General features: G+C 69.8%; 19 protein-coding genes and 1 pseudogene. 6 read left to right on the top strand and 14 right to left on the bottom strand.

The features are described from left to right. Positions 1-3: 3 nt before the first annotated feature. Positions 4-510, top strand: a complete 507-nt coding sequence (locus tag ACVTJA_RS06540) for a hypothetical protein (RefSeq protein WP_465834735.1) — start codon at positions 4-6, stop codon at positions 508-510. A 17-nt stretch (positions 511-527) separates the two neighbouring features. Here ACVTJA_RS06540 and ACVTJA_RS06535 read toward each other — a convergent pair whose 3' ends face one another. The 4 genes from ACVTJA_RS06535 to ACVTJA_RS06520 all read right to left on the bottom strand — a co-directional run bounded on the left by ACVTJA_RS06535 (position 528) and on the right by ACVTJA_RS06520 (position 5,567). Continuing rightward, positions 528-1,397, bottom strand: a complete 870-nt coding sequence (locus tag ACVTJA_RS06535; protein WP_465834733.1) for a hypothetical protein — start codon at positions 1,395-1,397, stop codon at positions 528-530. A gap of 2 nt (positions 1,398-1,399) precedes the next feature. Continuing rightward, a complete protein-coding gene (locus ACVTJA_RS06530) occupies positions 1,400-4,051 on the bottom strand; it encodes a TonB-dependent receptor domain-containing protein (RefSeq protein ID WP_465834731.1) in 2,652 nt (883 codons plus the stop codon). Between the two features lie 51 nt (positions 4,052-4,102). Then, positions 4,103-4,882 (bottom strand): OmpA/MotB family protein, encoded by a 780-nt coding sequence (locus ACVTJA_RS06525; RefSeq protein WP_465834729.1) that lies wholly within the window; start codon positions 4,880-4,882, stop codon positions 4,103-4,105. A gap of 130 nt (positions 4,883-5,012) precedes the next feature. Then, positions 5,013-5,567: a chalcone isomerase family protein gene (locus ACVTJA_RS06520; RefSeq protein ID WP_465834727.1), complete on the bottom strand. Its 555-nt coding sequence runs from the start codon at positions 5,565-5,567 to the stop codon at positions 5,013-5,015. Between the two features lie 339 nt (positions 5,568-5,906). Between ACVTJA_RS06520 and ACVTJA_RS06515 the strand changes: the two genes are divergently transcribed. Both ACVTJA_RS06515 and ACVTJA_RS06510 read left to right on the top strand, forming a co-directional pair. Then, positions 5,907-9,116, top strand: coding sequence for an NEW3 domain-containing protein (locus tag ACVTJA_RS06515; RefSeq protein WP_465834725.1), 3,210 nt, complete (start codon positions 5,907-5,909; stop codon positions 9,114-9,116). Between the two features lie 141 nt (positions 9,117-9,257). Further along, positions 9,258-11,330: a S8 family serine peptidase gene (locus ACVTJA_RS06510; RefSeq protein WP_465834724.1), complete on the top strand. Its 2,073-nt coding sequence runs from the start codon at positions 9,258-9,260 to the stop codon at positions 11,328-11,330. Between the two features lie 53 nt (positions 11,331-11,383). Here the strand turns inward: ACVTJA_RS06510 and ACVTJA_RS06505 are convergent, their stop codons facing one another. From ACVTJA_RS06505 to ACVTJA_RS06490, 4 genes are all read right to left on the bottom strand, one after another. Beyond that, positions 11,384-11,791 carry a hypothetical protein gene (locus ACVTJA_RS06505; protein ID WP_465834722.1) on the bottom strand — a complete coding sequence of 136 codons (408 nt, stop codon included), beginning with the start codon at positions 11,789-11,791 and terminating at the stop codon, positions 11,384-11,386. A 374-nt stretch (positions 11,792-12,165) separates the two neighbouring features. Further along, positions 12,166-13,884, bottom strand: coding sequence for a hypothetical protein (locus tag ACVTJA_RS06500; RefSeq protein WP_465834721.1), 1,719 nt, complete (start codon positions 13,882-13,884; stop codon positions 12,166-12,168). Positions 13,885-14,009: 125 nt separating this feature from the next. Next, positions 14,010-15,017: a 3-oxoacyl-ACP synthase III family protein gene (locus tag ACVTJA_RS06495; protein WP_465834719.1), complete on the bottom strand. Its 1,008-nt coding sequence runs from the start codon at positions 15,015-15,017 to the stop codon at positions 14,010-14,012. A 220-nt stretch (positions 15,018-15,237) separates the two neighbouring features. Then, the gene (locus ACVTJA_RS06490) at positions 15,238-16,113 is read right to left on the bottom strand and encodes a hypothetical protein (RefSeq protein ID WP_465834717.1); all 876 of its coding nucleotides are present in this window, start codon (positions 16,111-16,113) and stop codon (positions 15,238-15,240) included. A 154-nt stretch (positions 16,114-16,267) separates the two neighbouring features. Here ACVTJA_RS06490 and ACVTJA_RS06485 point away from each other — a divergent pair, with 154 nt between their 5' ends. Then, positions 16,268-18,481: a molybdopterin oxidoreductase family protein gene (locus ACVTJA_RS06485; RefSeq protein WP_465834715.1), complete on the top strand. Its 2,214-nt coding sequence runs from the start codon at positions 16,268-16,270 to the stop codon at positions 18,479-18,481. On the opposite strand, the gene ACVTJA_RS06480 is transcribed toward ACVTJA_RS06485, so the two are convergent. After that, positions 18,417-19,469 carry a lysylphosphatidylglycerol synthase domain-containing protein gene (locus tag ACVTJA_RS06480; protein ID WP_465834714.1) on the bottom strand — a complete coding sequence of 351 codons (1,053 nt, stop codon included), beginning with the start codon at positions 19,467-19,469 and terminating at the stop codon, positions 18,417-18,419. The two genes, ACVTJA_RS06485 and ACVTJA_RS06480, sit on opposite strands and share 65 nt — an antisense overlap. A gap of 259 nt (positions 19,470-19,728) precedes the next feature. On the opposite strand from ACVTJA_RS06480, the gene ACVTJA_RS06475 reads away from it, so the two are divergent. Together ACVTJA_RS06475 and ACVTJA_RS06470 are read left to right on the top strand one after the other, a co-directional pair. After that, on the top strand, positions 19,729-20,715 hold the full coding sequence (locus ACVTJA_RS06475; protein WP_465834712.1) for a zinc-dependent alcohol dehydrogenase family protein: 987 nt from the start codon (positions 19,729-19,731) through the stop codon (positions 20,713-20,715). A gap of 3 nt (positions 20,716-20,718) precedes the next feature. Beyond that, positions 20,719-21,492, top strand: a complete 774-nt coding sequence (locus ACVTJA_RS06470; RefSeq protein WP_465834710.1) for a glucose 1-dehydrogenase — start codon at positions 20,719-20,721, stop codon at positions 21,490-21,492. Positions 21,493-21,539: 47 nt separating this feature from the next. On the opposite strand, the gene ACVTJA_RS06465 is transcribed toward ACVTJA_RS06470, so the two are convergent. From ACVTJA_RS06465 to ACVTJA_RS06445, 5 genes and pseudogenes are all read right to left on the bottom strand, one after another. Continuing rightward, positions 21,540-22,064: a hypothetical protein gene (locus tag ACVTJA_RS06465; protein ID WP_465834708.1), complete on the bottom strand. Its 525-nt coding sequence runs from the start codon at positions 22,062-22,064 to the stop codon at positions 21,540-21,542. Between the two features lie 108 nt (positions 22,065-22,172). Next, positions 22,173-22,886, bottom strand: a complete 714-nt coding sequence (gene sitI6, locus ACVTJA_RS06460) for a SitI6 family double-CXXCG motif immunity protein (protein ID WP_465834707.1) — start codon at positions 22,884-22,886, stop codon at positions 22,173-22,175. Positions 22,887-22,888: 2 nt separating this feature from the next. Continuing rightward, positions 22,889-23,303, bottom strand: a pseudogene (locus tag ACVTJA_RS06455) (DUF2380 domain-containing protein); the annotation flags it as partial. Between the two features lie 21 nt (positions 23,304-23,324). Beyond that, complete coding sequence (locus ACVTJA_RS06450) at positions 23,325-23,528, bottom strand: hypothetical protein (RefSeq protein WP_465834705.1); 204 nt, start codon at positions 23,526-23,528, stop codon at positions 23,325-23,327. Positions 23,529-23,856: 328 nt separating this feature from the next. Beyond that, on the bottom strand, positions 23,857-24,399 hold the full coding sequence (locus tag ACVTJA_RS06445; protein WP_465834704.1) for a hypothetical protein: 543 nt from the start codon (positions 24,397-24,399) through the stop codon (positions 23,857-23,859). Between the last annotated feature and the right edge of the window lie 68 nt (positions 24,400-24,467).

The following is a 24,467-nucleotide window of genomic DNA, read 5'->3' as shown; positions in this document are numbered from 1 at the left end:
AACATGGCAGCAGGACTGATTATCGGGGCCTACTTCAAGGCCGTCATGGGCTCGCTTCTCGGAGCCAGCGCGGCGCTGCTCTTCCCGCAGCACCGCAAGCGCATCGCGGAGATGCAGGACGACGCCTGGTACTCGATGGACGAGTACGCGCAGATGGCCAACGACCTGCACGCGAAGCTGGGCGACGTCACGATGGCCGCCATCGCCCAGGCCTCCGTGCAGAAGACCTTCCACTACACGAAGGCCGCCGGCTTCGACACGCTGGAGAAGGTCTTCGGCAACTTCGACGCGCTGTCGAGGGACGTCGTCCGCGACCGCCCGGCCAACGAGTCCTTCGTCACCGTGTCCCTCACGAAGAGCTCCGTGGTGATGGAGTGCGGCACGCGCGTGCCGCCCGCGATGATGCTCGGCGTCTTCCGCGGCCTGCTGTTCGAGTTCGGGAAGCTCGTCACCCACGAGCAGGTGGAGCGCCGGGGCGACCTCGTGCGCTTCACGCTGAAGTGGGTGTGAGGCCCCCGGCCTGAGGCCTACGGGCCCGCGTCCACCGTGCGGCTCAGCCACCCCACTCCGCCGCGCCCGTCGCGCGCCACCACCCAGATGGTGATGCGCTGGGGCGCGGCCGGCGTGTCGTACTTCGACGTCGGGTCTCCGGGCAGGTCATCCACCGACTCAATCGAGCGGAACTCCTTCACCTCGCCGTCACCGGTGGCGAACCAGCTGTAGAAGACCTGCTCCGTGTGCGGGCCGTCCTCCGCCTCGTAGACTTCCGCGCTGCCCTCCGCGAGCACCGGGGTGAACGTCACCTCCCGGCTCAACGGCAGCGGCCCCGCGAGCGACGCGCCCTCCCAGAGGATGTCCGACACCGCCGGGTTCTGGTTGGGCACGGACGCGGCCCGCAGCGTCACGCGGCGCACGCCGCGCTCGGTGCCCTCGGGAGTGCCGCTGCCATCCGTGGCCTCGTAGCCGACGAAGATGGGGATGCCCTCCTGGAGCGCCTCGGCCAGCGCCGGGTCGCTCGGGTCCACCGAGCCGCCGCCTCCGGGGTTCGCCGCCTGGAGGGCCTCGGTCAGCACGGCCTGGACGTTGGGGTCGTCCAATGACAGCACGCCCTCGGGCAGCGGGACGCCGTTGTCGCCGGGGCAGCGGCCGTCATACGGGTTGGTGCTGAAGCGGCACAGCGCGAAGCTCACGGTGACGGGGCGCCCGTCGCCGGACACCGCCAGCGCGCTGAACGTCATCGGCCCGGGTGGCGTGGTGCTGTCCGGAGGCAGCACCCACTCCGCGGGCTCGGTGCGGACCGCGAGCACGCGCACGCGGCGGATTTCACTCTGCAGCTCGAAGTCGGGACCGCACGCGGCGAGCAGCACGGCCAGCAGGACGAAGATGGACGGGCGCATGCTCAGAAGCTCCCCTTGGCGCCGAGAATCGGGAGGATGGGCAGGCCCTCGAAGTAGGCGCTCTCGGAGTAGTTGTAGTTGTAGGCGATGCCTTCCACCGCCGGGTTGTTGTAGGCGTTCGTCAGGTCCAGGTAGACGTCCAGGGTCCACTTGTCGAAGACGAAGTTCTTGTCCACGCGGATGTCCAGCTGGTTGAAGGACGGCAGCCGCGCCGAGTTCACCCCCGCGTAGAGGGGCACGAAGATGTCATTCCCGTCGTCGCGCACCGCGCCGGTGACGGGCGTGGTGGGGTTGCCCGAGGCGAAGCGCAGGCGCGCGCCCACCTCCCAGCCACGGGGCAGCTTGTAGGACGCAATCGCCGTCAGCACGTGCGTCTGGTCATTGTCGAAGAGGCGCCAGGGTGCGCCGGGCGCGTCGCGGCGCTCGCTGCGGCTGAGCGTGTACGAAATCCACCCGAAGAGCCGGTCCGTCAGCGAGCGGCGAATCAGCACCTCCAGGCCGTAGATGCGGCCCACGCCGCCATTCTTGAGGCGCTCCGGCACCACCTCGCCGTCGCGCTCCACGTTGGCGCTGGAGCGGACGATGAGGTCGTCCAAATCGTTGTAGAAGACCTCGCTGCTGACGAACCACTCGGGCCGGGGCTGCCACTCCGCGCCCAGGCCGTACTGGAGCGAGCGCTTCGCCTTCAGGTCCGGGTTGCCGAAGGCCGCGCTCGGCTCATCCTGAATCGGCGGGCCGTGGTAGACGCCCGCGCCGCCCTTGAGCGTCACGGTGTCCGAGAGCGAGTAGCGCACCGCGAGGCGCGGGTTGAGCGTGCGGCGCGGCGACTCCTGGTCCGTGAAGACGTAGCTCTCGGCGCGCACGCCCGGCACCAGCAGCAACTGCTTGAAGGGGCGCCAGCGGGCCTCCACCCACAGGGAGGGGAAGTACTGGACGTAGTCTCCGTCGATGTCGAGGATTTCGTCGGTGACGGTGGGCGTGGGGGGCTCGCCCTCGCGCGGAGGGGACTGCACGTGCGCGGTGACGCGCGCGAAGCTGCTCACCACGTCCACGCCGCCCGCGAGGCTGAGCGGCTCGCCGAAGGAGTACTCGACGGTGGAGCGCAGGTTCAGGTCCGTGGAGTCGATGCGCAGGTTGCGGGCGCCGATGGAGAAGTCGAGGAGCGTGTTGCCCACCAGCGCCTGCGTGTCCAGGGTGAGCGCGTCACCACGGTACTGGTGGCGCAGCCGGAGCTGATTGAAGGCGGTGGTGACGTCCAGGTTGCCGTTGACGGTGGGGTCGTTGTCCGCGGGCCGGTCGAAGACGAGGCCCAGCCTGTCGCGCGAGGTGAGCCCCTGTATCGAGAAGACGTGCCGCGGCAGGGGCTTCCACACCAGCTTGAGCTGCGCGTCGTAGTAGCGCGGCGCCGTCTGGAGGCTGGGCCCGTCATCCCCCTCCGGCACCAGGCCCAGCACCAGGTCGATGTACGAGCGCCGGCCGCCCACCACGAAGCCGAGCGTCTCCGTAATCGGACCCTCGATGACCGCGTTGGACTCGACGAGGCTGACGCCCACGGTGCCGTGGATGCGGTCCATGCGCGGCTCGCGGCTGCGCACGTTGATGACGCCGCCGGTGATGTCGCCGTAGTACGCGGAGAAGTTGCCGGGCAGGTAGTCCACCGCCTCCAGCAGCTCCGAGTTGTACACGGAGGTGAGGCCGCCGAAGTGGTACAGCAGCGGAATGCGCTGGCCGTCGAGGAAGACGCCGGACTCCTGCGGGCTGGTGCCGCGGATGATGAGCTGGCCGCCGTTGAAGGCCGGCCGCGCCACGCCGGGCAGGTTCTGCACCACCTTCAGCGTGTCGCCCTGAGTGCCGGGGATGCGCTGCACCTCGGCCACCTGGATGGTGGTCTGCGTCACCTCCTTGCGCTCGCGCTCGCTGCGCACCACCGTCTCGTAGGGGCTGAAGATGCGCTTCTGCACGTAGTACGTGGCGCGCGTCTCCTTGCCCTCGGTGATGGTCTCCTTGGTGCGGAAGCGGTCATAGCCGCCCAGAACGACGAGCACCTCGTGGGTGCCCACGGGGACGCCCCTGAAGGAGAAGCGCCCCTCGGCATCCGCGACGGTGGACAGGTCCAGGTCCGGCAGCACCACCTCCGCGCCGTTGAGCGGCTTGCGCGTGCCGCGCTCCAGCGCCTGGCCGCTGAAATTCACCGGCGCCTCGGGCTCGGCCGCGCCGCCGTCGGGATTCTCGGGCGGCGGGGCCGGGCGGAAGACGAACTGGTACGCGTACTGGATGCGTACCGGGGCGGGGACGTTGTCCACCTCGGCGGGCTCGAACTGGAACTGCTTCACCGCCTCCACCGCCGCCTCGTCGAAGCCGTGGCCGGCGGGCTGGGTGACTTCGACATTCGTGACGGCGCCCGTCTCCGAGATGTCGATGAACATCACCACCGTGCCCTCGAGCTGCTGGGCGGCGGCTTCCGGCGGGTACGTCGCCTCCACCTGGCGCAGCAGCGCGGGCGGCTTCGTCAGCACGCCCGTGGGTGCGCCGGCGTCGGTGGCGTCCCCATTGGGTGCGCCGGATTCGGTGGCTCCGGCGTCGGGTGAGGGCGCCGGAGCCTGGGCCCGGGCTCCGGCGGCGAGGAGGAAGAGGACGAGGGCGAGTGTTTTCATGGGGGGCAGGCAGGTGCCGAGCCCCTCATATACGGCCCTGCGGATTGGGTGTTACTTCGGCGCGAGAACGATTTCGATACGCCGGTTGAGTGAACGGTTTTCCGGGGAGTCGTTCGGGGCGATGGGCTGGTACTGGCCGTAGCCCGCGGCGGACAGGGCCGTGGGGTCCACGCCCGCGTCCTGGAGGCTGCGCACGACGGCCATGGCGCGCGCCAGGCTCAGCTCCCAGTTGGTGGGGAACTGGCCGCCACCGGTGGGCACGTCATCCGTGTGGCCCTCCACGCGGATGATTTTCCCCTGCACCGTCTTGAGCGCGTCGGCGATCTTCCGGAGCGCATCCTCGCCCTCCTTGCCCACACGCGCGGAGCCCGAGGCGAAGAGAATCTTGTCCTTGAGCTGGACGGTCATCTTCCCCTTCAGCTCGGACAGCTCGATTTTGCCGTCGGAAATCTCCTGCTTGAGGCTCTGCGCGAGGCTCTCGTACTCGGAGCTCTTCTTCTCCAGCTCCGCCTTGGCCTGGGCGAGCTGCTTGGAGTTGCGCGCCAGCTCATCGTTGAGGGCCTTCACCTGCGCGAGCTGCTCCTCCAGGCCGCGGCGCTCGGCCGCGGCGGTGGTGAGGCGCGACTCCGCGGTGGAGAGCCGGGTGTTGAGCGCCTCGCGCTCCGCCTCCAGCGCCTTCACCTTCTCCTCGGCGGCCGCGCGCGCGCCCTTCTCGTCATTGAGACCCTTGGCGAGCTGCTCCGCCTCCAGCGTCTTGGCCTCGAACTTCCCCTTCGAGACGCAGCCCGTGGAGAGCGCGACGAGAGCCGCCAGAACCAGCCGTGTCCGCATGTGTACGTGTCCTCCCGACAGCAGTGAATTGGGCCGCCAGACTACCGCCAGCGGCGGCCCGGGTCAGGGAGAACCTCTATACTATTTTGAGCGCAAATGACTGCCCGCTCGGGGGGCGTCGGACTCGAAGTCAGCGGGGGAAGATGGGGTGGGCCTCCAGCCAGACGGAGAAGAGGGCGTCGGCGAAGCTCTTGCCGGGGATGAAGGCCCCGCCGCTGGCGCCGCCACCAATCTCCAGTCCGGCGCCGGGCAGGTAGGTGATGACGAGGTCCTCGCCCTTCCGCACGTCCTTGAGCGAGGACAGCATGACGCGCAGTTGGTCGGCCATGGGTCCCTGGCGGAGGTCGGGGTTCTTCTGGAGCCCGTCGCGCAGGCTGCCCACGAGCTGCTCGCGGCTGATGTTGCGCAGGAAGCGGAAGTGGAGCCGCTTGACGGAGTTGGAGGCGATGGCCTCGGTCGCGGTGCGCGGCTGTTCCTCCAGGTAGAGGCTCCACACGTAGACCTTGAAGAACAGTCGCTTCTGCAACTGCATGTGCGCGAGGGCAATCCTGCGGCCGTGCAGCGTCAGGGTGTCCGGCATGTCGACGCCGCCCACCTCCCGCTGACCCGCGTGGGCCGTGCCCACGGCAAGCACCACGCCGAGCACGAGCCACCGCACGCACGCGCGCCACGCCTGAGTTCTCATGCGTCCGACCCCCGAACCCCGCTCAATCCGGTACCGCGAACGGTGCGCACGGACGTCGTGCTCCGCCACCGTCTGAAACCGCGGGGCTGTGCGCCAGTGGACGGCGACGACGGGGCGTGAAGGTCGGCACACCTCCTGTGCCGGGACGGTGAACACACTCCTGTCCCGTAACACGGGAGGGCGACATCGAGGACAACTCGGCGTGGCGACGCGGACGCAGCGCCCCGCGGTGCTGGAGTGATGTTGAAAACATCCAGTGCTCCAGTGCACAAGGCGCGCGCGCGGCGGCCCGTGAGGCGCGCTCCTCGTGCCGGGGCCGCCGTTCATCCGGGAGAGGGAATGCTTCGCACGTTACTGGTAGTGACGCTGGCGCTGGCCGTGGGCTGCGCCACGCAGGAGGAGCCCGCGCCGTCCGCGCCGGCCCCCGCGACGACGGAGGGCCAGGCCCCCACGCGGCCTGAAGTCGCGCCGCTGAAGGAGCAGGTGTCGCGGCTCAACGCGCGGTTGCGCCGGGGCACGAAGGCGGGACTGACGCCGCTGCTCCGCGAGCGCGCGGAGGCACTGTCCGCGCTGATGGACGTGGACGCGGGCGCGGCGCTGGCGCTCGGCCTGCCGGATTCGGTGCGCGCGAGCCTGGCGCGCAAGCAGCCGGACGCGGCGCCGCAGCTGGAGGAGCGCGGTGCGTATGAAGGTGAGCTGGAGGTCCTCATCTCGGACAGCCCCACGCGGACGGAAGCGCGCACGGAGCACGTGCTGCGAGTGAAGGGCGAGCGGCTCCAGGTGCGCTTCGCGAACGCGCCGGCTGGCGACCTGCGCAGCGGCCTGCGCGTGCGCGTGGTGGGCCTGAAGCTGGGAACCAAGGTGGCGGCGGAGGACGCGGAGGTGGTGCCGGTGCGCTCGGCGCTGTCCGCCACGTCCGCGTGCACGTCCACGGGGGACCAGCGCACGCTCGTCATCCTCGCCACCTTCCCCTTCCAGCCGCAGACGCTCACCGTGGAGCAGGTGCGCGAGGTGTTCTTCTCCACCACGCAGCGCTCGCTGACGCGCTTCTGGCAGGAGGCGTCGCAGGGCCGCACCAGCGCCAGCGGCGACGTGGTGGGCTGGTACACGTTGGACCGGGGCTACGCGTGCAGCGAGTCGGACGCGATGCGCGTGGCGGCGATTGCAGCGGCCGACGCGGACGTGGACTTCCGCCAGTATGACCGCATCTTCATCGTCCACCCGCAGGCCACGGGCACGAGCTGCTCCTACGGCGGCCTGGGCACGCTGGCCTGCGGCACGCAGCAGACGCAGGACGGCCCCATCACCGCCTCCACGTCGTGGCTGCGCGCCGAGTACATGACCCCGAATGACCTGGGCGTGGAGCTGGTGACGCACGAGGCCGGCCACAACCTCACCCTGCACCACGCCAGCTCGCGTGACTTCGGCGCGGAGGCCCTGGGCCCGGTGGGCGCGGCGGGCACGCGCACCGAGTACGGCGACCACTTCTCCACCATGGGCGACTGGAACCTGGGCCACTACGCCGCGCCCCACAAGGCGCGCCTGGGCTGGCTGGAGCCCGGCGCGGTGGCCACGGTGGACGGCACGGACGCAACCTTCACGCTGTCCCCGCTGTCCGCGCCGCTGGGCAGCGGCCTGCAGGCGCTGAAGGTGCGCCGCGGCTTCCACGGTGACGGCTGGCTGTGGCTGGAGGCCCGCCGTCCCGTGGGCGACTACGACGTCACCGTGGGCTCGCAGGTGTTCGGCGGCGCGGTGGTGCACTACGAGGACGCGACCACCGGCAGCTACACGCACCTCCTGGACTTCACGCCGGAGACGGTGGCGTGGAACGACCCGGCCTTCCTGCCCGGCACGTGGACGGACCCGTACACCAACCTGCGGCTGTCGGTGGACGGCGCCACGCCCGCGGGCGTCACGGTGAGCGTCCACTACGAGCCCGTGCCGTGCGTGCGCGCGCCGCCGACGGTGACGTTCGACACCTGGTACGACTACGCCACGCCGGGCTGGCAGGTGGACAGCGGCCTCAGCATCACCAACAACGACACGGTGGGCTGCCCCACCTCCACGTTCGAGCTCTCGACGTCGATGCCCGCGGGCTGGCCGACGACGAACCTTCCCGCCACCGTCACCGTGGAGCCGGGCAAGCAGCGCTTCCTCTACTTCACCAAGCAGGTACCGGAGGACGCCCCGTATGCCACGTACACGGTGGACGTCACCGTCTCGCGCGACAGCGAGAGCACCACCCTGGACGACACGGTGGACGTGATTCCGCCCTGCCAGACGGCCTCCGTCGAGGTGCGCTTCGACCGCGGCTCGCAGGTCGTCACCGCGGGGACCACCGCCGCCTTCGGCGTGACGGTCATCAGCCACGACACGCGCGCGTGCGGCTGGATGTACTTCGAGCCCGCGTCCACGCTGCCCCAGGGATGGAGCACGGACTTCGACCCGTTCGGCTTCGACATCGAGGCTGGCGGCTCGTTCGAGTTCACCATGTACAAGCAGGTGCCGGCGGACGCGCAGGGCACCTACGACGTGGACGTGCAGATTCTCCGGGACGGCTACACGGTGGAGGCCACCGCCACGGCCACCGTCAGCGTGAATCCGTGCACGCGCGCGGCGCCGACCTTCACGGCGCTGCCGGCGACGGTGGACGTGGTGCCGGGCGGCTCGGCGAGCTACACGCTGACGCTCACCAACCACGACGCGGCGACGTGCGGCGCGTCCACCTTCACGCTGGATGTGGACACGGACCCGTGGGGCTCGGTGCTCTCCGCGCCGTCTCTCACCGTGGCGCCCGGGGCCACTGCCACCGCGACCCTGACTGTCACGGCTCCTTCGAATGCGGGCGCGGGCAGCCGCTTCTTCGAATTGGGCGTGCTGCGTGACGACGGCACGTTCGTCGGAGGCGCGGAGCTGGAGGCGCGCGTGGTGTGCGTGCGCAATGCCCCCGTCGTGAGCTTCACGCCGGCCTCGGGCACGGTGGAGGCGGGCAAGCCGCTCGCCTTCACGATGACGGTGAAGAACACCGACAACGGGGCGTGCGCCGCGAGCAGCTTCGCGTTGGGTGCCACGGTGCCGGCGGGCTGGACGTACAGCCTCGCGCAGACGGCGCTCACGCTGGCCTCCGGCGCGAGCGGCTCGGTGGGCCTCACCGTGACGCCGCCGGAGACGGCGTCCGGCCGGTACACGCTCAACGCGTCGGCCTCGCACACGGGCGCGAGCACGACGACGGGCGCCTTCACGGTGGACGTCACTCCGCCGCCGCTGAAGGCCACGCTGTCGGTGCCGGCCACCAGCTACAAGCGCAACAGCCTGGTGCCGCTCACCACCGCCGTGACGCGCGGCACCCTCTCCGCGCAGGCCAGCGTGCGCTTCAGCGTCGTCCGTCCTGACGGCCTCACCGACACGCTCACCGCGTCCACGGATGCCAACGGCAAGGCGACGTGGAACTACACGGCGCGCGTGCGCGGCACGCACCGCGTGACGGCCACCGCCACGGCGGGCACGGAGACGGCCACCAGCAACACGGTCAGCTTCTCCGTGCTGTAGCCGCACGGCGTCCGGGCCGCGCGGACCCACGTGTCCGCGCGGCCTGGACTTCAGTTATGGACTATTTTGCTACTTAAGCAGCTTTGTCAGAGCTGTATCTATGATGCCTCACGCAACATCCATCCCGGACAAGGAGCACGCGTGAACAATCATGGGTTGAAGTCACTGACGGGAGTCCTGGCCGCGCTGGTGGTGACGGGGTGCGGCGGTGGAGCGGAGCCGGGCGCCGCACGGAGCGAGCCCCGGGCCGTGGCCCCGGAGCAGCAGGCCATCGCCAACCGGTACATCGTGGTGCTGAAGGGTGCGTCGTCGGACGGCGTACACGCGGAGGCCATGCGGGCGGACGTGGCGGAGGTGGCGACGGACCTCGCGAAGCGGCATGGCGCGAAGGTGGGGCACGTCTACCGGCATGCGCTGCGTGGCTTCGTGGCGGAACTGGACGCCGAGAAGATGGAGGCCCTGCGCGCCGACCCGCGCGTGGAGTCCGTCGAACCCGACTCGGTGGTGGAGGCCGCGAGCCAGCAGACGAGTGCGCCGTGGGGCCTGGACCGCATCGACCAGGTGAACCTGCCGCTGGACGGCAACTACACGCACAACGCCACCGGCAAGGGCGTGCACGTCTACATCATCGACTCCGGCTTGCGCCTCACCCACCAGGAGCTGCAGGGCCGGGCCACGGCGGACTTCAACTCCGCCTACGACGGCTCCGCTGGCACGGACTGCTACGGCCACGGCACACTGGTGGCGGGCATCGTCGGCGGCAGCACGTACGGCGTGGCCAAGGGCGTGACGCTACACTCGGTGCGCGTGCTGGACTGCCGGGGGCTGGGTATCACCTCGGAAGTCATCGCTGGCGTGGACTGGGTGACGGCCAACCGCATCCGTCCCGCGGTGGCCACCATGAGTTTCACCACGGCGGTGTCCTCCGCGCTGGACCAGGCGGTGCGCAACTCGGCGAACGCGGGCGTCGTCTACGCGGTGGCCGCGGGCAACGGCACGGCGGACGCGTGCAACTCGTCCCCCGCGCACGCGCCGGAGGCCATCACCGTGTCCTCCACCACCCGCGCCGACGCGCGCGTGGCCAACGCCAACTTCGGCTCGTGCGTGGACCTCTTCGCACCGGGCGAGGGGCTCCCCTCGTCGCTGGGCACAGCCGATGACGCCCTCTCCAGCAGCGCCACGGGGACCTCGCTGGCCGCGGCGCACGTGGCGGGCGTGGCCGCGCTGTACCTCCAGGCCAACCCCACCGCCTCGCCGGCCACCGTCGCGAGCGCGCTGACGGCCAACGCCATCACCGGCAAGGTGACGAACGCGGGCACGGGCTCGCCCAACCGGCTGGTGTCCACCGCGTTCCTCGGGACGGTGGGCGACACGGTGGCGCCCCAGGTGCAGCTCAGCGGCCCGGCCGCGGGCAGCACGCTGCAGGGCACGGTGGCCCTCACCGCCGTCGCCTCCGACAACGTGGGCGTGACGCGGGCGGAGTTGTGGGTGGACGGCCGGCTGCGGCTGACGGACACCTCCGCGCCGTTCCAGTTCGCCTATGACCCCTCGGTGGACGGCAACGGCCCGGTGACACTGGAGGCGCGCGCGTACGACGCCGCCTTCAATGTGGCACGGAGCGCACCGGTGGCCTTCACGGTGAACACGCCGGGTACGGCGAGCTTCGACCCGGTACGCGGCGCGCGCACGTGCGTGAACGCGGGCCCCGTCTGCGACACGGGCCTGCGCCTCGCCGGGCGCGGCACCAACGTCGAGCCCCAGGCGCCCAACACGCTGTTCGGCAGCTGCGCGGACGACAACACCGGCGCCTACCACGCGGATGAGTCCATCGACCGCATCCGCATCGCCACCACGGACGGCAGCCCGCTGGCGCCGGGGAAGACGGTGCGGGTGGACGTGAGCGCGTGGAACAGCAGCTACGACCAGTGGTATCCGAAGGGCTTCTACCGGGGCTGGACCGATGACGGGGTGCAGATTCTCCACGCGTCCAACGCGAACAACCCCGTGTGGACCATCCGGAGTGAGCAGGCCGCCACGGGCCCCGGCGCCCACACGTACTCGGCCACCTTCGTGCTCCCGCAGGGCGCCGTGCAGGCCATCCGCGCCGTCATCGGCGACTTCAGCGACCTCGGTCCCAGCACCGGGTGCCCGGACCTGTACTACCGCCCGGACGCGGATGACCTCGTCTTCGCGGTAGGCAGCGCGACGCCGTAGTCCCGTGTGAATCAGGAGGCCGGGCTCCGTGGGATTGGAGCCCGGCCGGTGGTTCAGGTGGAAGGGACGGTGAGCTCCGGCACACGCGTGGGCTTGCGGTGGTGCTCGTGGTCGTAGAAGCACTCGGGGCCCAGCACGGTGATGAGGCGCTGCTCGGTGGCGTCTCCCTCGGGCGTCATGGCCACTGTTGGCAGGGTGTACGGCTGGACCAGGACGAGCCCGTCTCCGAGCTCACGGTACGTGTCCGGGGGGAGGGAGTTGAGGCGCTCACCGAACAGGCGGATGAAGGGCGGGCCGAAGAAGTTGCGCCAGAAGAGGCCGATGAGCCCTTCGCTCGGGTCTCGCAGGGTGAAGGTCTGCCGGGTGCCGACGCCATGGGGGCTGGGGATGAACCGCTCCTTCTTGCGGTACTCATCTTCACTCACTCCGGCCTCCGCCAGATAGGAGCCCACCAGACGCATCACCTCTACTACCTGATGCAGGTGAGCGTCGAACCATCCCGCGAACCGTTCCTCTTCAATCGAAACGGCCCAGGTGAGCCTGCCGACAAATGGGAACTCCGTCCGCGCCGAAGTGTGGATGCCCAGAAAATCCTCCTCCCTGCTGTCCCAGATGGAGATGCTCTGGCGCTCGTCGTAATGGGCGAGGAGGGCTTCATAGTCAGGAGCCTTGGGATTCAGGCGCGCCGCCGCTCCGAAGCCCGACGACGAGGCGGGCGGGAACCAGCGATACTCCTCAAAGGCAAGCCGAATGATTCTCCGTACGACTGTCGTCGACGGAGCGCCTGGTGGGAGGTGAATGTTCGTAAAGATTGAACGAGAGGCCATCGCAAGACTCAGGGATACCAATCTACGTGCGCCCGTCCCTGGTCGGCGAGTTCCTTGAGCTCGTCTCGCAGGGGGCGGGTAATGACCGTCTGTCCCTGACCATGGCGAGCCGAGCGGAAGTACACCTTGATGTGACCACCAAACTCCTTCACATAGTCGACCATGTTCTTGAGATTTCCGGTGTATGGCATCTCCGCCCAGCCCTTCACCTCGACGAAACGATAGGGACGCCCCCACACCAGCTCCCCGGGATTGCCCAACACCGAGTCCGGAATGAAGCCCTTCTCTGCCCCCTTCCCTGGCGGCGGCAACATCATCGCGGTGTTCTTCTCGTGGCCGCGCGCCTTGAGCACCTGCTGTTCGAACTCGCCACCGCGGCCCTTGTTCTCCAACACCGTGCGGTACATCCGCTCCCACTTCGAATCCGGCGCGAATTTGAAGTGCGGGTACTTACCGGGGTTGCGGAACTGGTAGTCCACCCACGCCTGTGCCAGATGCTCCGCGCTGCCCGGCACCAGTCGCATGCCCTCCGCCGTGGCACGCGAGCCCAGCAACGGCACGCGTGCTCCGGCCTTCACCGCCGCCGCGACTTCAGCCAGCGGGCCGTGCAGGCGCTGCGCCAGCACTTGCATCCACTTCAATTCCTCGGCGGACACCTTCTCGCCCCTCCCGGCCCGCCTCAGCATCCGCAGCACCCGCTCTCCATCCGTGGGTGACAGGTGCTGCGCCACGCGCTGGAGCACCTGCGCCTCCTGCAAGGAGCGCCCCGTGAGCAGCGCGGCCTTCGAGGCATCGACGCCCTCGGCCAACATGCTGCCCGCCACCACGGGAATCAGCAGGGCCACCGCGCACAGCAGACGCTCCTCGGGACTCAGCTCCCGTCCCAGCACGCTGATGCCCACCGCCGCGCCCAGCAGGTCCGCCGAGTCCCCCACCAGCGGCAACACCCCCACCGCCAACTCCACCAGCGCCTCTTCGACGGGCACGCCCTCCACAGCCTCGGGCACCCAATCGAGGTTCGGTGGCGACGCGTTGCCCAGCGCCAACGCCGTAGCCAGCGCGCCGCGCTTCGCCAGCAGGTACACCGCTACTTCCTCCGGGCTCTTGCGCGCGAAGTCCGGGTCCTGCGTGTGTGAATAGGCCCAGGCCAGCACCGCCGAGGACAGTGCATCCTGCGCCCCCTCGAACAGCGGACTCTCCGTCACCAGCCACTCACGGCCGACCTTGCGGAAGTGGCGCTCGGCGAGGAGTTGGCTGCGCTCTCGCGCCCATCGCCAGTGCTCCTCCAGCTTCGCTTCCACCACCCTGTCGCGCGCCTCGGCCTCGCGGCTCGCCTGTACCCGCGCCACCTTGAAGCGCAGGTACACCTCCTCCGGCTCCTCTCGCGCGAGCTGCTCTTCACCCCGGCCGTGCAGCCACGCAAGCAACTCCAGCAGCGCGGCCTCTCCCGCGCGGCGCTCGGACTCGGGCACCTTCGGGCGGCGCAGTGCCTCCTGCTTCTCGCGCACGAAGGCCATGAAGCGGCCCAGCTCGGCACCGCCCAGCGTGCCGCCGCCGCTCCCATCGTCACGTGGCGCCAGCCTCGGAAAGGGCGGCGGCGAGGCGGAGTGATAGCGAAGCGGCGCGCTCTCCAGCCACGGCTCAAGCCGCTGTCCTCCCCAGCCCTGGCAGCCCGACAGCAGCACCAACCCCATCAACGCCAGCGCCCCCGCACCTCGGGCTCTCACGACAAGGCGGGCTCGCCAGTCCATTCCATGGCACCTCCAGGAATTCCGAGGAATACCAGAAGACGCCGACACGGAACTTCAGACAGCCCAGGTCAGCAATCGAAGTACAGCCAGCGCCGTGCGGACTACGGCTTCACCGCCGTGCGCTCCAGCAGTGCCCCCGCCCAGGTGAGCCCGCTGCCGACGACGCTCAGGACCACGGTGTCGCCCACCGACGGGTCATCCCAGTGCTCGCTCAGCACGCTCGGTGCCCCGGCGGCGCCCGTGTTGCCACGGACATTCACGTTGAAGAAGTGCCGCGCGTCAGGCACCTCGCAGCGGCGCTGCACCGACTCCAGCATGCGCAGGTTCGCCTGGTGGCCGATGAAGGTGACGTCCCCCTGCCCCTTCTCCGGGTGCTTCGCCAGGTAGCGCCCGCGCAGTTCCTGGAACGTCTCGCCCGCACGGCGGATGGCGAACTTCTGCACCTCGCCGCCCTGCTGCGTGAAGTGGCCCACGCGCGGCACGCGCACCTTGTCCGCGCCCGCCGGGTCTCCCGCCAGCAGCGTCTCCGTCACCAGCCAGCGCCCGGGAATGCGCGGGGACAGAATCGCCGCCGACGCGCCGTCGCCCCACAGCACCGCGCTGGAGCGGTCCGTGTAGTCCACCACGCGCGTCGAGTTGTCCATGTTCACCACGAGCACGTAGTCCGGCAGCCGCTCCGGCCGCATTCCCGTGAGGAAGTGCAGCTGCATGCAGAACGACGAGCACGCACTCTGCAGGTCCACCGCCGGCGCGTCGATGCCCAGCAACTGCGCCACGCGGTTGGACTCGGCCGGAATGCACTCGTCCGGGCTGCACCCGCCCGCCACCACCAGGCCGATGTCCGACGGCTTCAGCCCCGCGCGCTCCAGCGCCATCAGCGCCGCGCGCCGTCCCGTCTCCGCGTTGCTGAAGAGGGCCGCCTCCTGCGCCGCGCGCACGTCGCGGTTGCGCGTCTCGCGCAGGTAGTCCAGCGGCAGCACCGTGTGCCGCGTCCGGATGCCCACCCGCTCCACAATCCACGCGTCATTCGTGTCGAGTCCGAGCTCCTCGAAGAAGGCGTTCGTCAGGACATTGGGCGGGTGGAAGTGGCCGAGCGCGTGCAGGAACATGTGAAACCCTCTAACCCTCCAGCCTGACAATCCTTTGTCAGCAGCATGTCACGGCACCGCCCCGCCGGAGGGCCGTCGACCGTCCGAGCAGGTCACCTTTCTGCCGCGACGCAGCAACACCAACGCAACACGTCATCCCATCTGGCCATGACAGACATACGCTGCACGCCATGCAGGAAGGCGGACGGGGCCATTGCTCACCCCGAGCCCCTGACGGGCCTCACTGCTGCTTCGGGGAGCTCACGCTCATCTTCATCGACCCGTCGCCCTCCACCGTCAGGCCCCGCTTGCGCAGCTCGGGCTTCAACGTCAGCTTGACGGGGCCGGCCAGGCTGAACTCGACCATCTTCACCCCTTCCGCCAGGAGGGTCATCGTCCCTTCGAGGGGAACCGTCATCACGTGGGGGGCCTCGGGGTCCTTGAGGGTCATCGTCGAGGTGACGCGGAAGGTGCCCACGGTGCCGCGCGCGTCCTTCGTGACCTCCGCGAGCTTGACCTTCGTGCCGGTGAAGCGCGTCGTCGGGTCGTCCTCCTGCTCGAGGACCTCCTTGGCGAGCACCTTCGCGAAGCGGTCCAGCGACTCACCCAGCCGGATGGGCTTGTCGGGCAGCGCCGCCTCCACCGGGTCCACCTTGCCGAGCTTGGGGATGCGCTCCTTCACGGCGTCCTGCTCCTCCTGGGACACGGCCTTGCCCGCCTCGTCCGTCACCACCACCTTCCCCTTCTCGAGCGCCGCGACATACGTCTTGCCCTTGACCGGGCTGTCCTTGCGCGCCGTCTGGTCCTCCTCCGTCGCCTCCTCGTACGATTCCCCGAAGGCGACCTTCAGCCGGTCGATGCCGCCCTTGCTCACGGCAAGCACCGTGTAGGTGTAGTGCTCGTTCGTGGTGCTCGACACGTTCAGCGTCTCGGGCTCCATCTCGGGCCCGTGGACCACGAAGTTCATCTTCAGCGCGACGTGCAGGTCCGTCGTGTCGGTGTCGCCGACGACGTAGCCCTTCTTCACGAACTGGATGGACTGTTCCTTCTGGGCCCGGACGGCGGACGGCGCGAGCAACAATCCCACGGACACGACGAGCGACAGGATGCGGTGCATGGTGTGTGTTCTCCCCTCTGGCGGCATCCTTCCATGGGTTCCACGGCCAGCCACGCTGAAATCGAGCAGTGGCTCTCGAAGACCTTCCGTCCGGACTCCGACTGAAGGGCACCCACGCGCGGAGCCGCGCCCCGCACGTTGTAGAGTCCGGGGCATGAGCGACTCCGCCGCGTCCCGGGTCCACTTCCGCACCTGCACCCTCTGCGAGGCCATGTGCGGCCTGCGCATCGAGCTGGAGGGAGAGCGCATCACCTCCATCCGCGGCGACGAGGAAGACGCGTTCAGCCGGGGCCACATCTGTCCCAAGGCGCTGGCGCTCAAGGACTTGCACGAGGACCCGGACCGGCTGCGCCACCCCATGCGCCGCACCGCGAGCGGCTGGCAGCAGGTGTCCTGGGAGGAGGCGCTGGACGAGGTGGCCCACCGCCTCCACGCCCTCCAGAAGCAGCACGGGCGCGACTCGGTGGCCGCGTACCTGGGCAACCCCAACGTCCACAACACCGGCAACATCATGTTCGGGCCGCAGATGGTGAAGGCGCTGCGCACGCGCAACCGCTTCTCCGCCACCTCGGTGGACCAGCTCCCGCACCAGCTCGTCGCGTACCTCATGTTCGGCCACCAGCTCCTGGTGCCCATTCCGGACATCGACCGCACCCGGTACATGCTGGTGATGGGCGCCAACCCGCTGGCCTCCAACGGCAGCCTGATGACGGCCCCGGACGTGCGCACCCGCCTGCGCGCCATTCAGCAGCGCGGCGGCCGCGTCGTCGTCGTGGACCCGCGCCGCACCGAGACGGCCCGCATCGCCGACGCCCACGTCTTCATCCGCCCCGGCACGGACGCGCTCCTGCTGCTCGCCCTGGTGCACGTCGCCGTGGTGGAGGGCTCGCCGCGCCTGGGCCACCTCGCCTCGCACGTGGACGGCCTGGACGCGGTGCGCGAGCTGGCCCGCGACTTCACGCCCGAGCGCGTGGCCCCGCACACCGGCGTGGCTCCAGAGACCCTCCGCGGCATCGCCCGCGACTTCCTCGCCGCCGAGGGCGCCGTCTGCTACGGCCGCATGGGGCTGTCCACGCAGCCGTTCGGCTCGCTGTGCCAGTGGCTCATCAACGTGCTCAACACGGTGACGGGCAACATGGACCGCGAGGGTGGCGCCATGTTCACCCTGCCCGCCTTCGACATCATCGGCGGGCCCAAGGCGCTGGGCCTGGGGCGCGGCAGCATCGGCCGCTGGAAGAGCCGCGTGCGCGGCCTGCCGGAGTTCGGCGGCGAGCTGCCCGTGGCGGTGCTCGCGGAGGAAATCCTCACCCCGGGCGAGGGCCGCATCCGCGCGCTCGTCACGCTCGCGGGCAACCCCGTGCTGTCCACCCCCAATGGCTCGCAGCTGGACCGCGCGCTGGCCGGGCTGGACTTCATGGTGAGCATCGACCCGTACCTCAACGAGACGACGCGCCACGCGCACCTCATCCTCCCGCCCGTGTCGCCGCTGGAGCGCAGCCACTACGACATCGCGTTCCACGTGCTCGCCGTGCGCAACACGGCGAAGTACTCGCCCGCCCTCTTCGAGCCTGGGCCCGACGCGCGCCATGACTGGCAGATCCTCCTCGCGCTCGAGCACCGGCTGGAGGTGCTGCGCAAGGGCCGCAAGTCATTGCGCGCCACGCTGAAGTACCAGGCGCTGTCCCGCCTGGGGCCGGACCGGCTGCTCGATGTGGGCCTGCGCATGGGGCCCCATGGCACGCGCTTCCACCCGCTGAAGCAGGGTCTCACCCTGGCGAAGCTGCGCGAGGCTCCGCACGGCGTGGACCTGGGCCCGCTGAAGCCCTGCTTCCCGCAGCGGCTCCATACGCGGGACCGGCGCATCCACCTCGCGCCGGAATTGCTGGTGGCGGACGTGAAGCGGCTGCGCGAGCGATTCCTCGACGCCGCCACGCCGGAAGTCGGTCAGGGCGAGCTGCTCCTCATCGGCCGGCGCCACCTGCGCGACAACAACTCCTGGCTGCACAACGTGCCGGGCCTCGTGAAGGGCAAGCCACGCTGCACGTTGATGGTGCACCCGGAGGACGCGACGCGGCTGGGCCTGAGCGACGGCGAGGACGTCACCGTCACCTCGCGCGTGGGCGAAGTCACCGTGCCCGTCGCGGTGACGGACGACGTCATGCCCGGCGTGGTGAGCCTGCCGCACGGCTACGGCCACGGGCGTCAGGGCACGCGAATGAAGGTGGCCACGGACAACGCGGGCGCCAGCATCAACGACCTCACGGATGACCGGGCGCTGGACGCGCTCAGCGGCAACGCCGCCTTCAGTGGCACGCCGGTGCGGGTGAAGCGGTCCGAGTCGCCCGCGCGCGCCACACCAGCGGCGTGAGCGCGCCCGCGGCGACGAAGAGCAACTGCACCACGTGCCCGAGCAGCGCCACCGACATGGCGCGCGCGGCCGTGGTGTCCAGCACGCCCGCCGCCATGGCGAAGGCGCCGTCACTCACCCCCACCTGTCCCGGCACCAGCGAGCCCACCGCCAGCGCGCACAGGTAGAGGCCCTGCGAGAAGAAGGCCTGCACCACCGACGTGTCGATGCCCACCGCGTGTGTCAGCACCCAGTACTGCCCCACCTGGAGCAGCCGGCTGCCCAGGAAGGCCAGCGTGGGACGGCCGGGCAGCAGTGCCCCGCACCGCGCGGACGCCTGGAATTGATCCGCGTGCGAGGCCCACCCGCGGCACCGCCGCACCAGCCACGCGCCGGGCCGCTTCGCGCGCATGCACGCGCGCAGGCCCGCCGACGCCCCCACCAACAACACGCCGTGCACCAGCATGGCCACGGTGAAAATCGAGAAGCCCGTCAGGAGATACGAGGCCAGCGCGCACGGAAACGAGATGAAGCCTCCCGCCGCCAGCGACGCGGACTGAGAAGTCGCCGCCGCCGCCGTGGCCGTCGCGCCGCCCATGTGAGGGGAAAGCAATGCCGCCTTGGTTGCCTCCGCCGCCGCTCGGCCCGCCGGGGCCATGCTGGACACGGCCGTGCCGATGAGCTGCGCGCGCGCCAGCACGGCCAGCGGCACACGCTCCGCGCCCGGCCCGTACGAGAAGCGCGTGGCCAGCGCGTCCATGCACTGGCGGCCCAGCTCCAGCAGCACCACGCAGGGCAGCCACGCCGCGGCGCCCGACAGCACCGTGCCCAGCTCGCGGAGGCCCGCCTTGCGCACCAGCAGCGCCAGCATCCCCAACCCGGCCAGCGCGAAGACGGGACGCAGGAGCCCCACCACCCGCTTGCGCCAGTTCCCGGGCAGCGCGGGCACCGTCATCGCGGCCCCCACCGGCTGGCCCAGGGCCACCACCTCCCCGCGCGCGTCGCTCACCCCGCCCCCTCTCTCGCCGCCCCGCCCCTTGGTGGGTCGGAGCTGAAGGTGGGCAGCGTGATCGCCACCGGGGAGGGCGGACTGTCATCCGTCCGCACCTGCCTGCCCTCCGCGTCCGGGGGTGGACAGCCCGGCCTGTCCCACACGGCCCCCGGAGGTGAGTCCGGCCGAAATGACATCGTCTGCCTGCACGCTCGGCACCCGGGCACAACGCCGCTAGGGTGGGAGATGGTTTTCCCCCTCGGACACGGAGCGGCGCATGAAAGCAGTGCGATTCTCGACCTTCGGTGAGCCCCTGAAGGTGGTGGAGGTGGTGGAGGAGCCGGACGTAGCGCTGAAGCCGGGTGAGGCCCGGCTGGAGGTGCTGGCCACGCCCATCAATCCCTCCGACCTGCTCACCCTCACCGGCCAGTACGGCCAGCTCCCCAAGCTGCCCGCCACCCCGGGCAATGAAGGCGTGGGCCGGGTGGTGGAGGTGAAGGACTCCACCGCCGTGCGCGTGGGAGACATCGTGTTCCTCCCCCTCGGCGCGGGCACCTGGCGCACGCAGCTCGTCGCGCAGGCGGACACGCTGGTGCCGCTGCCTCCGGGCACGGACCTGAAGCAGGCGTCGATGATGTTCATCAACCCGCCCACCGCGGACGTCATGCTGCGGGAGTACGTCACCCTGCAGCCCGGGGAGTGGGTGCTGCAGAACGCCGCCAACTCGGCGGTGGGGCGCTACGTCATCACCCTGGCGAAGCTGGCCGGGTACAAGACGCTGAACGTGGTGCGCCGCGAGGAGCTGGCTCCGGAGCTGAAGGAGCTGGGTGCGGACGCCGTGCTGGTGGACGGAGACAACCTGCCCGAGCGCGTGCGCGAGGTGACGGGCGGCGCGAAGGTGCGCCTCGCGCTCGACGCGGTGGGCGGTGACTCCACGATGCGGTTGGGCGACTCGCTCGCCACGGGCGGCGTGGTGGTGAACTACGGCGTCATGAGCGGCAAGGGGCCAAAGCTGTCCGCGGCGGCCAGCATCTTCAAGGACATCACCCTGCGCGGATTCTGGCTGGTGCTGTGGATGAAGCGCACCCCGCGCGAGCAGCAGCGCGCGCTCTTCGCCCGGCTCGCGGGGCTGATTGCCAACGGCACCTTGAGGACGCCGGTGGAAGGCACCTTCGCGCTGGAGGACATCAAGGACGCCCTGGCCCGCGGCATGGAGGGCGGCCGCAGCGGCAAGGTGCTGCTCACCCCGAACGGAAAGGTCTGAGCCATGAAGCGCGTGGAAGGCAAGGTGGCGCTGGTGACGGGCGGCGCCGGTGGGCTGGGCAGCGCGGCAGCGCGGCTGCTGGCGCGCGAGGGCGCGAAGGTGGTGGTGACGGACCGCAAGGAGCGGGAGAAGGACGGGCTCGCGGTGGCCGAGTCGCTGGGCGACGGCGCGGGCCTCTTCGTCCCCCTGGACGTGACGAAGGAGGCGGACTGGGCGGCCGCCATGGAGCGCACGCTGGCGCACTTCGGCCGGCTGGACGTGCTGCTCAACAACGCCGGCATGGGCATTCCCAAGGACATCGAGTCCCTCTCCCTGGAGGAGTGGCGCCTCGTGCACGCGGTCAACCTGGACGGCGTGTTCCTGGGCTGCAAGCACGCAATCGCTGCCATGCGTCAATGCGGAGCGAAGGGCTCCATCATCAACGTGTCGTCGGTGGCGGGCCTTCAGGGTACGCCCACCATCGTCGCGTACGGCTCGGCGAAGGGCGCGGTGCGCATGCTCACCAAGTCGGTGGCCCTCCACTGCGCGTACAAGGGCTACGGCATCCGCTGCAACTCCATCCACCCCACGTTCATCGAGACGGACATGGTGGACGCGCTGGCGAAGAGCAGCGGGAACCCGGAGAAGGCGCGGGCCAACATGGCGCGCAGCATTCCGCTGGGCCACCTGGGCGAGCCGGATGACATCGCATACGCCGTCGTCTACCTCGCCTCGGACGAGTCGAAGCTGATGACGGGCGCGGAGTTCGTCCTCGACGGAGGCACCACCGCGCAGTGATGCGCGGTGATGGGGCGGCGCCGGGTAGCAGGGCGCCGTCCCCGCGCCTATTCGCGCATCACCTGCGCGGCCTTCAGGACGCGCACCATCTCCTCGGCACCGGCGGCCTTCTTCTCCGCGAGCGCGCGCAGCTTCGCGGCCACCTGCGGCGTGAGCGACTCCATCAGCGCATCCCGGAGCGCCTCCTGGCTGAAGACCGGGCCCTCCATCGCAGGGCCGAGCAGCTCCAGGGCCCGTCTGTCCTTCAGCCGCACCAGTGCCGCCGTGGCCTCCACTCGTGAGCGGGGACACTTGCGGGCGAGCTGATACGCCATGTCCGCGGCCTCGCGCCCCTTCGCGAAGCCCAGCAGCTTCACGCCCGTGGCACCGGAGATGTCCCGGCAGTACACGGCCTGGAGGATGGCCGCCTTCGCCGCCGGGTCCCCCTGCCGCGCCGCCGCCTCCAATTCCTCCTGCTGGACGTAGCTGTCCGTCTTGAAGGTCACCTTCACCGGGACGGTGAAGCCCGCGTTGACGAGCTTCGCCGCGAGCGGGTTGCGCTGGTCCTCGGGATAGCGCTCGAGGTCCTTCACCGCCTGGCGGGAGCACGCTCCCAGTGGTCTACCAGGAATCCTCAACTGCATCCCGTAGCACGGTGGCGAAGAGCCACCATCCCTGCCGGCAAGACGGCGCTCTCGTCGTTAACGTGCCGGCAGCTCGCGGAACTCCACTTCCTCGAGCCCGAGCTGCCGCACCGTATCCACGAACCGCTCCGTCCCGATGATGATGGTCTGGTAGTCCGCGAGCCGGAAGAGGTCCAGGTCCGTGGGCAGTGACGCGGCGTCGAGGACAGGCTCCCGGGGAAAGGTGAACGCGAACCGGCCGCATGTCCGGCACGGAGGAGGCAGGCCCCGGGGCAGACAGTCAGGATGCAGGTACCCGCGAGGTTCGATCTGAAGCTCCAGCAACTCTGGAGGAGTCTTGTCCCGGATGCGCAACTCCGTGCGGCAGCCCATCAAACCACGCACGCCTGCTGCCTGGAGCTGCTCCAATGCTTCGCGACGGATGAGCAACTGCCAGGGCGTCGGAAATAGAAGCTGCGGAAAACGACCTCGCCCCGTGCCAACGAGCGGCCCGAAGTTCGTTCCCGACTCGAGCGGCACACCGCTGGGAACGAGCGGCCGCACCAGTTCCCGCAGTCGCTTGAACTCCGAGAAGTCTTCCTCCACTCGGGGCTTGAACTTCTTGCTGTCCGGCAACGCGGAGAGGTCCACCGCCGGATAGGACTCCCCAGTGCTACTCCAGACTTCGTTGCACGTAGGGCAGTGGATGCCGGGAAGCCACCACTTCGAACTGGCTCGAATGGTCCACGAGTGCCGCGATGGAAACACGCTGCCGACATGGAACAGCCGCATGGCTAGTGGACGTCCTCTTCAACGACGGGGAACAACGGAATCGGCTTCTTGCTGTAGTACGGCACCACGGGCCCAGCGAGGTCGTATCGGAAGATCATCTGCATCGCGAAGAGGTGGATGTCCTGCTGATTCGCACGCTTCGTGGATGTTGATGCCTTTCTGCCTGAACCAGTCTTTGAATGCCCTGGGGAACACGTGGTGCTTGACCCACGTTCGTTTGGGCGGGTCCTCTGCCTCCTTCTTGAGCCGCTCCGCGTACTCCGCCTCTGACTGGTGCCAGGGGATGATGAAGATGGGAGCCGCGTCCCCGGGCAGCCCCTGCATGCTTCCCCAGTAGCGCTGGGGATTGGCCGGAGTCGGGAACGGCACCGCTCGAGGCATCGGAGGCCGGACGGGAGCCACGGCCTGCGCGCGCATCGCGCTTCGCCGGAGCACCCGTCATGCACGCAGCACGGGCCCGATTCTTCGCGTGCGCGAGGCGGCGCACGGCGCGCAGACCCTCAGCTCTCGGACAATCTGCGAGCCCACGCCGCCCGGGTCATCCCTCCACTTCCTTCGCTTGCGCTCGGTGTAGGGCTGCGACGCGGGGCGGAACGGGAACTCGGTGAGCCTCGTGGCCACGGTGACGAGCTGGCTGGACACTCCCGGACCGACGGACTTCTGACACGACTGACAACGGTACATCGCGACAGCCAAGGGCACATCAAGCCCGCGGGGTGGCTGAATCCCCGAGGGACGGGTGACCGGCCACGAAAGACAGACGGCCGGAATGGCGAGACCCACGGAGCCTCGCGAGCGTGTGAGCTGGGAATGAAAACGCCGCGAGCCGCTCACGCCGTGCTGCCATGAGGCGGCGCCGGGAGGTTCAGCTCAAGCGATTGAGGAAGTCACGCGAGAGGCGCTGCGGCGCCACGTCGAGAGGATGCGCGCAAGGTAACGACACCTTGCGCGAAGGTCAAGCCACCCGGCTTCAGAACGAGAAGCTCGTCAAGATGTCCACCGTGCCCGTGGCACCCGAGGACTCCAGCGCCACCAGGTGCGCCTGCATCGTCCCCTGGAAGCGGTACGACACCACGCTGCCGCTCTTCCCGTACTCCTCCACCTGCGTGAAGGTCATCGTGCAATTGCCTCGCAGGGAGATGCCCGACCGCGGGTCCTCGTAATACGCGTACCAGGCCTTCGTGCCCTGCTTGACCGACACGCCGCAGTCCACCTCGACGCTCGGACCGGTGAACTCCCCCACCGACGGCAGGCCATTCGCCGTGGGGCGCATGAGCACCGTGGGCGCCGAGCCCGGCGCCGTCTCCAGCGTGAGGGTGAAGTCGTCTCTCGACCCGTAGTAGATGAGCGACGCATCCGCGCACCCGGGCGTCGCCGTCACCGCGCCCGACACGCTGACGTCGCAGACCACCCGGGGCGGCGACTCGGACGGCCCCTCATCGCCACCACCATCGCCGCCACAGCCCACGAGCAGCGCCGTGCCCAGCCACATCACTCCGAGGATTCTTCTCACGCGAGCCTCCGCCACCAAAGACGTGCGGCGCACGCTACCCCGGGCTCACAGCCGCTGAAACCTCACGT

The sequence above is a fragment of the Pyxidicoccus sp. M6 genome (genome assembly GCF_055568925.1).
Note: the sequence above shows the minus strand (reverse complement) of the source record. Positions and strands in the feature narration are given on the sequence as shown.

Bases quoted from the DNA above. Each gene is read 5' to 3' on its own strand.
- ACVTJA_RS06520 (WP_465834727.1), bottom strand. From the start codon at position 5,567: ATGAGAACTCAGGCGTGGCGCGCGTGCGTGCGGTGGCTCGTGCTCGGC.
- ACVTJA_RS06525 (WP_465834729.1), bottom strand. From the start codon at position 4,882: ATGCGGACACGGCTGGTTCTGGCGGCTCTCGTCGCGCTCTCCACGGGC.
- ACVTJA_RS06475 (WP_465834712.1), top strand. From the start codon at position 19,729: ATGAAAGCAGTGCGATTCTCGACCTTCGGTGAGCCCCTGAAGGTGGTG.
- ACVTJA_RS06535 (WP_465834733.1), bottom strand. From the start codon at position 1,397: ATGCGCCCGTCCATCTTCGTCCTGCTGGCCGTGCTGCTCGCCGCGTGC.
- ACVTJA_RS06490 (WP_465834717.1), bottom strand. From the start codon at position 16,113: ATGCACCGCATCCTGTCGCTCGTCGTGTCCGTGGGATTGTTGCTCGCG.
- ACVTJA_RS06495 (WP_465834719.1), bottom strand. From the start codon at position 15,017: ATGTTCCTGCACGCGCTCGGCCACTTCCACCCGCCCAATGTCCTGACG.
- ACVTJA_RS06470 (WP_465834710.1), top strand. From the start codon at position 20,719: ATGAAGCGCGTGGAAGGCAAGGTGGCGCTGGTGACGGGCGGCGCCGGT.
- ACVTJA_RS06505 (WP_465834722.1), bottom strand. From the start codon at position 11,791: ATGCGTCTGGTGGGCTCCTATCTGGCGGAGGCCGGAGTGAGTGAAGAT.
- sitI6 (WP_465834707.1), bottom strand. From the start codon at position 22,886: ATGCGGCTGTTCCATGTCGGCAGCGTGTTTCCATCGCGGCACTCGTGG.
- ACVTJA_RS06485 (WP_465834715.1), top strand. From the start codon at position 16,268: ATGAGCGACTCCGCCGCGTCCCGGGTCCACTTCCGCACCTGCACCCTC.
- ACVTJA_RS06515 (WP_465834725.1), top strand. From the start codon at position 5,907: ATGCTTCGCACGTTACTGGTAGTGACGCTGGCGCTGGCCGTGGGCTGC.
- ACVTJA_RS06530 (WP_465834731.1), bottom strand. From the start codon at position 4,051: ATGAAAACACTCGCCCTCGTCCTCTTCCTCCTCGCCGCCGGAGCCCGG.
- ACVTJA_RS06540 (WP_465834735.1), top strand. From the start codon at position 4: ATGGCAGCAGGACTGATTATCGGGGCCTACTTCAAGGCCGTCATGGGC.